Below are 13,937 nucleotides of genomic sequence, written 5' to 3' on the forward strand. Positions count from 1 at the left end.
CAACAAGGCAAACACAGCATGAAGATCGCAGTCCTGCCGGGCGACGGCATCGGCCCCGAGATCGTCGAACAGGCCGTCAAGGTCCTGAACGCGCTCGACGAGAAGTTCGAGATGGAAACCGCGCCGGTGGGCGGCGCCGGCTACGAGGCCAAGGGCCACCCGCTGCCGGAGGAGACGCTCAAGCTCGCCCAGCAGGCCGACGCGATCCTGTTCGGCGCGGTGGGCGACTGGAAGTACGACAGCCTGGAGCGCGCGCTGCGCCCCGAGCAGGCCATCCTGGGCCTGCGCAAGCATCTGCAGCTGTTCGCCAACTTCCGTCCGGCGATCTGCTATCCCGAGCTGACCGGCGCCTCGAGCCTGAAGCCGGAGCTGGTGGCCGGCCTGGACATCCTGATCGTGCGCGAGCTGAACGGCGACATCTATTTCGGCCAGCCGCGCGGCGTGCGCACGGCGACCGACGGGCTGTTCCCCGGCGCGCGCGAGGGCTTCGACACGATGCGCTACAGCGAGCCGGAAATCCGCCGCATCGCCCACGTGGCGTTCCAGGCCGCGGCCAAGCGCGGCAAGAAGCTGTGCAGCGTCGACAAGGCCAACGTGCTGGAGACGTTCCAGTTCTGGAAGGACATCGTGATCGAGGTCTCGAAGGAGTATCCGGACGTCGAGCTGTCGCACATGTACGTCGACAACGCCGCGATGCAGCTGATCAAGGCGCCCAAGAGCTTCGACGTGATCGTCACCGGCAACATGTTCGGCGACATCCTGTCGGACGAGGCCGCGATGCTGACGGGCTCGATCGGCATGCTGCCGTCGGCCTCGCTGGACGCCAACAACAAGGGCCTGTACGAGCCCTCGCACGGCTCGGCGCCGGACATCGCCGGCAAGGGCGTCGCCAACCCGCTGGCGACCATCCTGTCGGCCGCGATGATGCTGCGCTATTCGCTGAACAAGGCCGAGCAGGCCGACCGCATCGAGAACGCCGTCAAGGCCGTGCTGGCCCAGGGCTACCGCACCGCGGACATCCTGACGCCGGGCTGCAGGCAGGTCGGCACCCGCGAGATGGGCGAGGCCGTGCTGGCGGCGCTGTAAAGGCTCGCAGGGCGGGGCGCCGAGGCTACCCGTTCCCCCGGCCCCTCTCCCCCGGCCCCTCTCCCGCGAGCGGAGAGGGGAAGAACACCCTCGGCACTGATCCTGTGCTCTCGGTGTGCTCCTTCTCCCGCGTGCGGGAGGGGGGGGCTGGGGAGAGGGCAGCCGCGCCACACCGCAGCCCAACCCCGCAAAATCGTGTAGACTGCGCCGATGCTCCCGAACCCCCGGTCCCTCCCGACTGACATCGCCTCGCCGGCCGCCCTGCGCGCGACGGCGGACGCGGGTGCGCGCATCACCATCACCGCAACGACGATTAAAACCATTATTAAAACCACGATCGCCTAGATCGTTCGTCGTGCCTGCTCGTCTTCCCCGCGCAGCCACGCCGGGCGAGGAAAATGCGGGGAAGTTTCAATCACATCCGAGGTTAGTCATGATTGTAGGTCTCGTCGGTTGGCGAGGAATGGTCGGCAGCGTGCTGATGCAACGCATGCAGGAAGAGCGCGACTTCGACCATATCGAGCCGGTTTTCTTCAGCACGTCCAACGCAGGCGGCAAGGCCCCGGCGATGGCGAAGAACGAAACCACGCTGCAGGACGCCAACGACATCGAGGCGCTCAAGCGCTGCGACGTCGTGCTGACCGCCCAGGGCGGCGACTACACCAACGAGGTCTTCCCCAAGCTGCGCGCCGCGGGCTGGAAGGGCTACTGGATCGACGCCGCCTCGTCGCTGCGGATGAAGGACGACGCGATCATCGTGCTCGATCCGGTCAACCAGGGTGTGATCAAGGACGCGCTGTCCAAGGGCGTCAAGAATTTCATCGGCGGCAACTGCACGGTCAGCTGCATGCTGATGGGCCTGGGCGGGCTGTTCCAGCACGACCTGGTCGAGTGGATGACCTCGATGACCTACCAGGCCGCCTCGGGTGGCGGCGCCCAGCACATGCGCGAGCTGCTGACCCAGTTCGGCACGCTGAACGCCGCGGTCAAGCCGCTGCTGGACGATCCGGCCTCGGCCATCCTCGAGATCGACCGCACCATCCTGGCGACCCAGCACGGCCTGTCCGGCGAGGAAACGAAGCAGTTCGGCGTGCCGCTGGCCGGCAACCTGATTCCGTGGATCGACAAGGACCTGGGCAACGGCGTGTCGCGCGAGGAATGGAAGGGCGGCGCCGAGACCAACAAGATCCTGGGCCGCGGCGACGGCTTCCTCGGTGCGACCGGCGCCACGCCGATCGCGGTCGACGGCCTGTGCGTGCGCATCGGCGCGATGCGCTGCCACTCGCAGGCGCTGACCATCAAGCTGCGCCGCGACGTGCCGCTGGACGAGATCGAAGGCATGCTGGCCGCCCATAACCCGTGGGCCAAGGTCGTGCCGAACACCCGCGAAGCCAGCATGACCGACCTGACGCCGGCCGCCGTGACCGGCACGCTGACGATCCCGGTCGGCCGCCTGCGCAAGATGCAGATGGGCGGCGAGTACCTGTCGGCCTTCACCGTCGGCGACCAGCTGCTGTGGGGCGCCGCCGAGCCGCTGCGCCGCATGCTGCGGATCCTGATCGAGAGCTGATCCCGCCGAGGTGGCGTTGCGGCAAGGCAACATGCAGGCCGCCGCCGCGCCACCCGCTGGCCAACGACGCCGCGCCGATGCGCGGCGTCGTCGTTTCCGGACATTGTTCCGTCGGGGTCCTGGGTCACAATACCGTGCTTTCGCGCGATCGCCCGTCGAACCCCCCACCCCGCATGAGGTCCCCTGTGAGCCACCATCGCCGCCGCCCCACGCCGAACCATCCGCACCGTGCGCGCCGCCCGCGCCGCCACGCGCTGGCGGCCGCCGCCCTCGGCGTGCTGCTGAGCCAGGCGCTGCCGCCGTCGGCCGCTCACGCCGCGGCGCTCGGTTCGCTGCAGGTGCGCTCGGCGCAGGGCCAGCCGCTGCAGGCGGAGATCGAGCTGCGCGATGTCGCGGCCGGAGAGGCCGAGGGCCTGACGGTGGCACTGGCGTCGCCGCAGGCCCTATGCCGCGGCCGGGCTGACCTACCCGGCGGGGGCCGAGGGGCTGCGGATCGAGCTGGCGCGCAATGCCGACGGCCGCCCGGTGGCGCGGCTGCGCTCGGCGCAGCCGGTGGGGGAGAACTTCATCGACCTGCTGCTCGAGCTGCGCGGGCCAGCGGGAACCGTGGGCACAACGGGCACAACTGGCACAACTGGCACAACTGGCACAACTGGCACAACTGGCACAACTGGCACAACTGGCACAACGGGGACAACGGGGACAACGGGGACGGTGACCAGGGCCTACACCGTGCTGCTGGCCGCGCCGCCGGCCGATCCCGCCATCGCGGCGCAGCCCGACGCCGGGGCGGCGCCGCTGGTGCAGGCCGCCACGCCGGAGCCGGCCGGGCCGTCGGCTGCCGCGACCGAGCAGCAACGGCCGGCCGCCACTGCCAACTCGGGTGCGAAGCCGGGCGCGAACGCCGCCGCCGACTCGGTCACGAAGCCGGCCGCCAAGCCCGCCACGAAGTCGCCCGCCATGGCCGGCGGCAGCTACACCGTGCGCCGTGGCGACCATCTGTACGGCATCGCGCGGGAGCTCGCGCAGCAGCGCGTGGTGGCGGACGACGTCTCGCTCGATCAAATGGTGGTGGCGCTGTACCGCGCCAATCGCGACGCCTTCATCGCCGGCAACATGAACCGGCTGAAGGCCGGCGCGGTGCTGTCGCTGCCGTCGGCGCAGCAGGCCGGCACGATCGCCGGGCCCGAGGCGCGCCGCGAGATCGTTGCCCATACCCGCGCCTTCGACGCCTACCGCAATCGCCTGGCCGATGCCGCCGCCGCGATGCAGGTGCAGCCGCAAAGCGGCCAGCAGCAGCGCGGCCAGATCACCGCGCGGGTGCGCGATGCCGCCGTGCCCGAACAGGCCCGCGACGAACTGCGGCTCAGCAAGCCCGAGGCCGGCGCCGTGGCGCCGAAGGGCGAGACCGCGGAAGCACAGGTCGCGCGCGAACGCCAGTTGCGCGAAGCGGAGGAGCGCCTGACGCAGCTGCGCAAGAACGTCGGCGACATGCAGCGCCTGCTGGAGATGAAGAGCGCCGAGCTGGCCAGGCTGGGGCAGGAAGGGCAGGGCGGGGCGCAGGCACAGGGACAGGCAGAGGCACAGGCACAGGCACAGGGGCAAGGGCAAGGGCAAGGGCAAGGGCAAGGGCAGGGCGCCAGCGCATCGGCGGCGCCGGCCACGGTCGCGCCAGGCACGCAGCCCACGGCGGCCGCGCCGGCCACGGTCGCCCAAGGGGCGCAGCCGGCCGCGGCTGCGCCGGCGAGGTCCGCATCGGCGTCGGCGGCTGCGGCCGCCTCAACCCCCGCCGCCTCCCCGCTGCACGCCTCGGCCTCCTGGTTCGACACGCTGCTGCAGAGCCCGTGGACGTTGCCCGGCGGCGGCCTGGCGATCGCGCTGCTGGGCGGCTACGCGCTGTACCGCCGCCAGCGCCGGCCGCTGGCCGGGGAGCCCTGCGCGCCCACCGCGGGCGACGATATCCTCGCCGGCGCGCCGGTCGCGCTGACCGGCCTGAGCCTGCCGCTGGACGCCTTCCCGGCGCCCACCGGCGACCAGCCGATCGCGGCGCCGGCTTCCGCGGCGCAGGCCTTTGCTGGTCCCCCGATCGCGGTCCGCGAGGGCGGCGAGGCTGACGAGGGCATCGAGGACATCGAGGACATCGAGGCAGACGCGGGCAACGAGGGCATCCAGGTCAATGACGGCGACGAGGGCGCCGGCGGCGTATCGCACACCGCCCGCGCCGCCGCGCCCATGCCCCGCCCGCTGGCCTTCGACCTCGGCGGGATCTCGCTCGACCTCGATGCCGGCGGGGATGCCGGCCGCCATGCCGCAGATGCCGCCGACGCCGCCGACGCCGCCGACGCCAACGACCCGGGCGACCGGCCCCGCAAGGGCTCGCCTGATATCATGGCGCCCCCCGACAAGCCCGCCGACACGCCCCCGCGTCCGTAACCTCGCATCCATGACCCGTCTTGCCCTCGGCCTCCACTACGACGGCACCGCCTTCTCCGGCTGGCAGTCCCAGCCGCATCGCAATACCGTGCAGGACGTGCTGGAGGACGCCATCGCCCGCTTCGCCGGCGAGCGGCTCCCGACCACGGTGGCGGGGCGCACCGATGCCGGCGTGCATGCGCTGGGGCAGGTGATCCATCTCGACACCGTGCTGTCGCGCGAGCCGTTCTCGTGGGTGCGCGGCATCAATGCCTTCCTGCCGCCGACGATCGCGCTGCAATGGGCCAAGCCGGTCGACGACGCTTTCCACGCGCGCTTCGCCGCCTTCGAGCGGACCTATTACTACGCGCTCTATACTGGCCCGCACCGCGCGCCGCTGGTGCACGGCCGCGCCGGCTACCTGATGCTGCCGCCGGGCAAGCGGCTCGACGTGGACGCGATGCGCGAGGCCGCCGCCTGCCTGATCGGCGAGCACGATTTTTCGGCCTTCCGCGCCGCCGAATGCCAGGCCAAGTCGCCGGTCAAGACGATGTACGAGATCCGCATCCACGCCGACCGCGACTGGGTGTTCCTGCGTTTTCGCGCCAGCGCCTTCCTGCACCACATGGTTCGCAACCTGATGGGCTGCCTGGTGGCGGTGGGGCGGGGGGCGCTATCCGGCCACGTGGCTGGCCGAGGTGCTAGCCTCGCGCCGGCGCAGCATGGCCGCGCCCACTTTCATGCCGGACGGCCTGTATCTGGCCGGGGTCAGGTATCCTGAGCCCTATGGCATCCCGGCCGCCGATCCGGCCGGCAGCCTGTTTCATGGAGTGTTCGCCGATGCCTTCGCCAACTAGCGCGCCCGGCGCCGCAGCCGCGCCAGCCGCTGCGCCGGCCGAGTTTGTGCCGGTCCGCCCGCGCACCCGCATCAAGATCTGCGGGCTGACGCGCGAGGACGACGTGCGCGCGGCGGTCGACGCCGGCGCCGACGCGATCGGGCTGGTGTTCTATCCCGGCAGTCCCCGCCATGTCGACGTGGCGCGCGCCGCGGCGCTGGCCGAGGCCGCCGGCCCGTTCGTCGCGGTGGTCGGCCTGTTCGTCAATGCCGACGCCGAGGAGATCGCCCACGTGGCCGAGCGCGTGCCGCTGTCGCTGCTGCAGTTCCACGGCGACGAGAGCGCGCAGGACTGCGCGCGCGCCGCCCAGCGCTGCCGGCTGCCGTTCCTGCGCGCCGCGCGTGTGCGCCCGGGCCTCGATTTGGTAGAATTCGGCGATCAATATCGTGACGCCGCGGCCATCCTGCTCGATGCCTTCGTCGAAGGCTATGGCGGCGGCGGCCACGCCTTCGACTGGACCCTGATCCCTCCCGGATGGATTGCGCCTAGCCCCAGCACATCACCATGCAACGGCAATCGAATCGCAAGCGCCGCTCCTCGCATCGTTTTGAGTGGTGGGTTGAACGCGCAAAACGTGGCTGGCGCGATTGAGCGCGTGCGCCCCTACGCCGTCGATGTCAGCAGCGGCGTGGAGGCGGCCAAGGGCGTCAAGGACCCCGCCCGCATCGCCGACTTCGTGCGCGCGGTGCGCGCCGCGGATGCCAACCACGCCGCCTGAGCCTGGCGACCGACCGGCGGCGATGACAGACATCGCGCCGGTCCCGCAAGCCACCCTGTTCCCCTGCCGCGGCCGATCCCTGGAGGACGGCCGCGCCACCCGGAAGCCCCACATGTACAACCTGCCCGATTCCCGCGGCCATTTCGGCCCCTATGGCGGTACCTTCGTCTCCGAGACCCTGACCCATGCGCTGGACGAACTGCGCGAGGCCTATGCCGGCCTGAAAAACGATGCCGCGTTCGACGCCGAATTCCGCCGCGAACTGAAGCACTTCGTCGGCCGTCCGTCGCCGATCTACCATGCGCAGCGCTGGAGCGAGACGCTCGGCGGCGCGCAGATCTTCTTCAAGCGCGAGGACCTGAACCACACCGGCGCGCACAAGATCAACAACGTCATCGGCCAGGCGCTGCTCGCCAGGAAGATGGGCAAGCCGCGCGTGATCGCCGAGACCGGCGCCGGCCAGCACGGCGTGGCCACCGCCACCATTGCCGCGCGCTTCGGCATGGAGTGCGTGGTCTATATGGGCGCGGAGGACATCAAGCGCCAGGCCGCCAACGTCTACCGGATGAAGCTGCTCGGCGCCACCGTGGTGCCGGTCGAGAGCGGTTCGAGGACGCTGAAGGACGCGCTGAACGAGGCGATGCGCGACTGGGTCACCAACGTCGAGAACACCTTCTACATCATCGGCACCGTCGCCGGCCCGCACCCGTATCCCGCGATGGTGCGCGATTTCCAGTGCGTGATCGGCGAGGAGGCCAAGGTGCAGATGCCCGAGCTGACCGGCCGGCAGCCCGATGCGGTGATCGCCTGCATCGGCGGCGGCTCCAACGCGATGGGCATCTTCTATCCGTATATCGACCACCAGGACGTCAGGCTGATCGGCGTCGAGGCGGCCGGCGACGGCATCGACACCGGCCGCCACGCGGCCTCGCTGAGCGCCGGTTCGCCCGGCGTGCTGCACGGCAACCGCACCTATCTGCTGCAGGATCCGAACGGCCAGATCATCGAGACGCATTCGGTGTCGGCGGGGCTGGACTATCCGGGCGTCGGCCCCGAGCACGCGTGGCTCAAGGACAGCGGCCGCGCCGAATACGTCTGCATCACCGACGACGAGGCTCTGCGCGCCTTTCACGATTGCTGCCGCATCGAGGGCATCATCCCGGCGCTCGAATCGAGCCATGCGATTGCCTACGCGTGCAAGCTGGCGCCGACGTTGCCCAAGGACAAGCTGCTGCTGGTCAACCTGTCCGGGCGCGGCGACAAGGACATGCACACGGTCGCCGAACGTGCGGGGGTTGACGCTCTGATGCGCACGCTTCCCGAAGCCGCACCGGGCGCCGCCGCCGCGGATACCACCACGCCGACGGTCGGCGGCGGCGACGCGATCGCGCTGACCGCCGCGCCGGCGCTGCCGGCCCTGCTGTACCAGGAGGACGTGCTCGACGGCGTGCGCCGGCTGGCCGACGGTTCGATCGATCTCGTGGTCGCCGACCCGCCCTACGGGCTCGGCAAGGACTACGGCAACGATTCGGACCGGCTGTCGGGCCAGGCCTATCTGGAATGGTCCGAGCGCTGGATCGACGCGGTGGTGCCCAAGCTGTCGCCGCGCGGCTCGCTGTACCTGTTCTGCACCTGGCAGTACTCGCCCGAGCTGTTCGTGATGCTCAAGCGCCGGCTGACGATGGTCAACGAGATCATCTGGGACCGGCGCGTGCCCAGCATGGGCGGCACCACGCGCAAGTATTCGTCGGTGCACGACAACATCGGCTTCTTCGCCAAGGCGCGCGACTACTACTTCGACCTGGACTCGGTACGCGTGCCGTACGACGCCGAGACCAAGAAGGCGCGCAGCCGGCCACGCTTCGAGGGCAAGAAGTGGCTGGAGGTCGGCTACAACCCGAAGGACCTGTGGAGCGTGCCGCGCATCCATCGGCAGGACCCGGAGCGCGCCGACCATCCGACGCAGAAGCCGCTGCAGATCGTCGAGCGGATGGTGCTGTCCAGCTGTCCGCCCGGCGGGCTGGTGCTCGATCCGTTCACCGGCAGCGGCACCACCGCGGTGGCCTGCGCCCGGCATGGGCGCCGCTTCGTCGGCTTCGAGATCAATCCCGACTATGTCGATGTCGCGCGGGCGCGCGTCGCCTCGGTGATGCCGCTGGCGCGGCCCGATGCCGCCGCGGCGGCGGACGCCGCTGAAGCCGCGGCGGGGGCTGCCTCCCAAGCCGCCGCTGCTGCCTCCGTCGCCGCGATCGCCGCCTCGGCTCCGTCTGGTCCGCCTACCCCGTCTACCCCGGCAGCCGCCAACGACGCCGGTCCGGCGGACGCGCTGCCTCACCTCGCATCCTGACCATGTCCCGCATCCAATCGACTTTCGCGGCGCTGTCCGCACAAGGCAGGAAGGGCCTGATTCCCTTCATCACCGCCGGCGATCCCGAGCCCGGCCTGACGGTCGCGCTGATGCATGCGCTGGTCGAGGGCGGGGCCGATGTGATCGAGCTGGGCGTGCCGTTCTCCGACCCGATGGCCGACGGCCCGGTGATCCAGCGCGCGTCCGAGCGGGCGCTGGCCAACGGCGTCAGCCTGACCCAGGTGCTGGGCTGGGTGCGCGAATTCCGCCAGCGCGACGCCGACACGCCCGTGGTGCTGATGGGCTATGCCAACCCGATCGAGCGGATGGGCGAGCGCGCGTTCGCGCAGGCCGCACGGGAGGCCGGCGTCGACGGCGTGCTGGTAGTCGACTACCCGCCCGAGGAGTGCGAGTCGTTCGCCCAGCTGATGCGCGAGCACGGCATCGATCCGATCTTCCTGCTGGCGCCGACCACCACCGATGCGCGCATCGCGCAGGTCGCCAGGGTCGCCAGCGGCTATCTGTACTACGTGTCGCTCAAGGGCGTGACCGGTTCGGGCGCGCTCGACCTGGACAGCGTCGCGGCGCGCCTGCCGGTGATCAAGCGCCACGCCAACCTGCCGGTCGGCGTCGGCTTCGGCATCCGCGACGCGCAGACGGCGCGGGCGATCGCCGGCGTGGCCGACGCGGTCGTGATCGGCAGCCGGCTGGTGCAATTGCTGGAGGAAGCGCCGCGGGAACAGGCGGTACAATCGCTGCGTTCGTTTATCGCGGAGATCCGCACCGCGTTGGACGCCAAGGCGTGATGTATTAGCCTCATATCGGCGGCCGTCTGCGGATTCCGGCGACATTTCCCCGTCGACCGCCGCCGATTCCTGCTTTCCGCGGCACAGAATCTCGGCCCTTGTGCGGCGCCCGTGGTACATTCGCCGCCTTGGCCGATGGCCGGGCCTGCCCCCTGCGCGCGCGTGCGCCATATCACTTCGCGATGCGCCAGGCCGCGGCCTTATCCGAAAGGAGCGTTTTGATGAGCTGGTTGGATAAACTCCTGCCCCCCAAGATTCAACAGACCGACCCCTCGTCCCGCAAGGGCATCCCCCGAGGGCCTGTGGGTCAAGTGCCCGTCGTGCGAGTCCGTGCTATACCGGACCGACGTCGAGGCCAATCTGCATGTCTGCCCAAAGTGCGACCACCATATGCGCATCCGCGCGCGCGAGCGGCTCGATTCGCTGCTCGACGCCGAGGGCCGCTACGAGATCGGCCAGGAAATCGTGCCGGTCGACGCGCTCAAATTCAAGGACTCGAAGAAGTATCCGGACCGCATCAAGGCGGCGATGGACGAGACCGGCGAGACCGACGCGATGGTGGTGATGGGCGGCGCGATCCATACCATTCCGGTGGTGGTCAGCTGCTTCGAATTCGCCTTCATGGGCGGCTCGATGGGTTCGGTGGTCGGCGAGCGCTTCGCGCGCGGCGCGCAGGCCGCACTCGAGCAGAAGGTGCCGTTCATCTGCATCACCGCCACCGGCGGCGCGCGCATGCAGGAAAGCCTGCTGTCGCTGATGCAGATGGCCAAGACCACCGCGATGCTCAACAAGCTGTCGGCCGCCAAGCTGCCGTTCATCAGCGTGCTGACCGACCCGACCATGGGCGGCGTGTCGGCCAGCTTCGCCTTCCTGGGCGACGTGGTGATCGCCGAGCCCAAGGCGCTGATCGGCTTTGCCGGCCCGCGCGTGATCGAGCAGACCGTGCGCGAGAAGCTGCCGGAAGGCTTCCAGCGTGCCGAGTTCCTGCTGCAGAAGGGCGCCATCGACATGATCGTCGACCGGCGCAAGCTGCGTGCCGAGCTCGCGCAACTGCTGGCGCTGCTGCAGAAGCAGCCGGCCGACGCGGTGGCCTGAGCGGACCCCGATCGCCGAAGGATGGTTTGACGACGCGGACCTGGTCCGCGTTTTTCATTGGATAGTATGGTTCGCCGCAAGGTGTTCGCCCTCTCCACCTCGGCGGGAGAGGGTTGGGGGAGAGGGCGTGGTTTGAGCTGCCCTCTCCCCCAACCCCTGTCCCGCCAGCGGGGGAGGGCAGAAAACCGCATGGGACGCCTGGCGTAACCGGGCGCGAACCGCAGTACATCACAGCAGCATCATGCCTATCTTCTCCTCCCTGCCCGAGTGGCTGGCCCACCTCGAAACCGCGCATCCGGTCGGCATCGACATGGGCCTGACCCGGATCAGCCGGGTCAAGGAAGCGCTCGGCCTGCGCATCGACGCGCTGGTGTTCACCGTGGGCGGCACCAACGGCAAGGGCTCGACCTGCGCGATGCTCGAGCGGATCCTGCTGGAGGCGGGCTACAAGGTCGGCTGCCATACCTCGCCGCATCTGCTGTCGTTCAACGAGCGCGCCCGCATCAACGGCGAGATGGCCACCGACGCCCAGTTGCTGCCGCATTTCGAGGCGGTCGAGCGCGCCCGCACCAGCATCGCCGATCCGGTCAGCCTGACCTATTTCGAGTTCACCACGCTGGCGATCGTCCATGCCTTCGCCGCCGCGCAGCTCGACGCGATCATCCTCGAGGTCGGGCTGGGCGGCCGGCTCGACGCGGTCAATGTGTTCGATCCGGACTGCGCCATCGTCACCAGCGTCGATATCGACCATGCCCAGTACCTGGGCGATACCCGCGAGAAGATCGGCTTCGAGAAGGCCGGCATCTTCCGCCCGCATGTGCCGGCTATTTGCGGCGATCCGATGCCGCCGGCCTCGCTGGTCGAGCATGCCGAGACGATCGGCGCGGACCTGTGGCTGGTCGGGCGCGATTTCCAGCACCAGGCCGCCAAGGGGCAGGAGCGCCTGCAGTGGGACTGGAACGGCCGCGGGCGCAAGCTCAATGGCCTGGGCTATCCGGCGCTGCGCGGCGCCAACCAGCTGCTGAACGCGTCGGCCGCGCTGGCCGCGCTGCAGGCGGTGCGCGACCGGCTGCCGGTCAGCGCGCAGGAAGTGCGCAACGGGCTCGCCTTCGTCGATCTGCCGGGCCGCTTCCAGGTGATGGCGGGCCGCCCGACCGTGATCCTCGACGTCGCCCACAACCCCCCATGCCGCCGCCACGCTGGGCCAGAGCCTGGAGAACATGGGCTTCTTCCGCTACACCTACGCGGTGTTCGGCGCGATGGCCGACAAGGACATCGCCGGCGTGCTGCGCCACCTGAGCGACAAGGTCGATCACTGGTGCCTGTGTGACCTGCCGACGCCGCGCGCCGCCAGCGCCCAGGACCTGCTGGAGCACCTGGAGCAGGGCGGCTTCCGGCCCGGCCCGGACGCCACCGCGGCGTGCTTCGCCAGCCCCGAGGCGGCCTATCGGGACGCCATCGAGCGTGCCACCGAGAATGATAGAATCCTGGTCTTCGGATCGTTCTACACCGTGGCCGGCGTGATGGCTTACCGGGCGACCCAGGCCAACTAGCCTGCGGACCGTTTTTCCGGGCATTTCCGGGACACTGCCGGGCACGCGCCGCGGTCGAGCGACAAACTCAAGGGGCGGCCGCGCCTGCCGCCCGCACCGAACCAATCTATGGGCCTGCTTTCGCTGTTTTCCTTCCGCAAGGGCAAAGACGCGGCACCGGAGCGCGCACGGCGCGCCCGCAGCGCCGACGCCGGAGCAGCCGGCGCGCGTGCCGGCAGCCGCGCTGGCAGCCACGACGCGCGCCGGAGTGCCGGTGCCGACGACTATGCGGATGACATGCTGGACCCGGAATTCCCCCAGAAGCAACGCGCGCGGCGCCGCCTGATCGGCGCGCTGGTGATGACGGTGGCGGCGGTGATCGTGCTGCCGATCGTCTTCGAGACCGAGCCGCGTCCCGCCGCCGACCAGATCGCGGTGCGCCTGAGCGGCGGCCAGGGCGAGGCGCAGGCCAAGCCCGAACCGCGCAAGGCCGCGCCGCTGGCCCCGCAGCAGCAATCGCGCCTCGATGCGCAGGCGCTCGATGCCGGCGAGGAACTGGTCAGCGCACCGGCCGCCCGCTCGGCCGACAAGGCGCCGGAGAAGCCGGCCGAGCGCACCGAAGCGGCACGCCAGGCCGAGGCGAAACCCGATCCCAAGACGGAAGCGAAGCCCGAATCCAAAGCCGACAAGGCCGAAGCCAAGTCGTCCGGCAGCGGCAAATACGTGATCCTCGTCGGCGCCTTCTCGACCGAGGACAAGGCCAAGCAGTGGCTCGGCAAGTTGAAGGCGAACAAGGTGCCCGCCTATATCGAACGCAAGGCGCTGGCCGACGGCGAACGCATCCTGCTGCGCGCCGGCCCGTTCTCGGACCGCGATGCCGCCGATGCCGCCGAGAAGCGGGTCCGCGCGACCGGGCTGACCGCCCGCGTGGTCGAGCTCTGAACGGCGGCGGACAGCGGTGCTCGCGGGAATGCAGCTGACGTTCTTCGACTACGCGGTCGTGTTCGTGCTGATCGCCTCGGGGCTGGTCGGCGCGCTGCGCGGCCTGATGCGCGAACTGCTGTCGCTGGTGGGCTGGATCGCGGCGTTCTTCGTGGCCTACAACTATGTCGGCGTCGCGGCGCAATGGATGCCCGAGTCGCTGCCCGGCGGAGCGCTCGCGCGCAGCGCCGCGGGATTCGCGGTATTGTTCTTCGGCACCGTGATTGCCGCGGCGCTGGTCGGCGCGGTGATCGGCCAGTTGCTGGAAACCACCGGCCTGAAGCCGGCGGATCGCGGGCTCGGACTGGTGTTCGGGGTGGCGCGCGGCGCGCTGGTGGTGATGCTGCTGGTCACGTTGGCCGGCTTCACCAAGATGCCCGACGAACCTTTCTGGCGCGACGCGGTGTCGCGCCCCTATGTCATCGCCGCGATGGAGTCGCTGCGGCCCTGGTTGCCGCCGGAAATCGCCAAATACGTCAGAACCTGAGGCCGGG

The 13,937-nt window shown here is 70.1% G+C and carries 8 protein-coding genes and 4 pseudogenes; all 12 read left to right on the forward strand.

Annotation, left to right across the window (positions count from 1 at the left end; all coding sequences use genetic code 11):
* Positions 1-18: 18 nt before the first annotated feature.
* The 12 genes and pseudogenes from leuB (at position 19) to OJJOAM_RS14385 (ending at position 13,930) form a co-directional block, all read left to right on the forward strand.
* The gene (gene leuB / locus OJJOAM_RS14330) at positions 19-1,086 is read left to right on the forward strand and encodes a 3-isopropylmalate dehydrogenase (RefSeq protein WP_422648340.1); all 1,068 of its coding nucleotides are present in this window, start codon (positions 19-21) and stop codon (positions 1,084-1,086) included.
* Between the two features lie 433 nt (positions 1,087-1,519).
* On the forward strand, positions 1,520-2,656 hold the full coding sequence (gene asd, locus OJJOAM_RS14335; RefSeq protein WP_150082706.1) for an aspartate-semialdehyde dehydrogenase: 1,137 nt from the start codon (positions 1,520-1,522) through the stop codon (positions 2,654-2,656).
* Positions 2,657-3,370: 714 nt separating this feature from the next.
* Complete coding sequence (locus tag OJJOAM_RS14340; protein WP_422648341.1) at positions 3,371-5,089, forward strand: FimV/HubP family polar landmark protein; 1,719 nt, start codon at positions 3,371-3,373, stop codon at positions 5,087-5,089.
* Between the two features lie 10 nt (positions 5,090-5,099).
* Positions 5,100-5,925 (forward strand): annotated as a pseudogene (truA, locus tag OJJOAM_RS14345) (tRNA pseudouridine(38-40) synthase TruA).
* On the forward strand, positions 5,909-6,682 hold the full coding sequence (locus OJJOAM_RS14350) for a phosphoribosylanthranilate isomerase (protein WP_422648342.1): 774 nt from the start codon (positions 5,909-5,911) through the stop codon (positions 6,680-6,682). Before truA ends, OJJOAM_RS14350 begins: the two are co-directional and overlap by 17 nt.
* Positions 6,683-6,794: 112 nt before the next feature.
* A pseudogene (gene trpB / locus OJJOAM_RS14355) lies at positions 6,795-7,979 on the forward strand (tryptophan synthase subunit beta); the annotation flags it as partial.
* Between the two features lie 9 nt (positions 7,980-7,988).
* Positions 7,989-9,029 (forward strand): DNA-methyltransferase, encoded by a 1,041-nt coding sequence (locus OJJOAM_RS14360; protein WP_422649603.1) that lies wholly within the window; start codon positions 7,989-7,991, stop codon positions 9,027-9,029.
* A gap of 2 nt (positions 9,030-9,031) precedes the next feature.
* Positions 9,032-9,835: a tryptophan synthase subunit alpha gene (gene trpA / locus OJJOAM_RS14365; protein ID WP_422648343.1), complete on the forward strand. Its 804-nt coding sequence runs from the start codon at positions 9,032-9,034 to the stop codon at positions 9,833-9,835.
* A 221-nt stretch (positions 9,836-10,056) separates the two neighbouring features.
* A pseudogene (gene accD, locus OJJOAM_RS14370) lies at positions 10,057-10,930 on the forward strand (acetyl-CoA carboxylase, carboxyltransferase subunit beta).
* A gap of 241 nt (positions 10,931-11,171) precedes the next feature.
* Positions 11,172-12,483 (forward strand): annotated as a pseudogene (gene folC, locus OJJOAM_RS14375) (bifunctional tetrahydrofolate synthase/dihydrofolate synthase).
* A 108-nt stretch (positions 12,484-12,591) separates the two neighbouring features.
* Positions 12,592-13,404 (forward strand): SPOR domain-containing protein, encoded by an 813-nt coding sequence (locus OJJOAM_RS14380; protein ID WP_422648344.1) that lies wholly within the window; start codon positions 12,592-12,594, stop codon positions 13,402-13,404.
* 28 nt (positions 13,405-13,432) lie between these two features.
* Positions 13,433-13,930, forward strand: a complete 498-nt coding sequence (locus tag OJJOAM_RS14385) for a CvpA family protein (protein WP_422648345.1) — start codon at positions 13,433-13,435, stop codon at positions 13,928-13,930.
* Positions 13,931-13,937 lie beyond the last annotated feature (7 nt).

Origin of the sequence: Cupriavidus sp. H18C1, from assembly GCF_049311595.1 — a bacterium.
Classification (GTDB): Bacteria; Pseudomonadota; Gammaproteobacteria; order Burkholderiales; family Burkholderiaceae; genus Cupriavidus; species Cupriavidus cauae.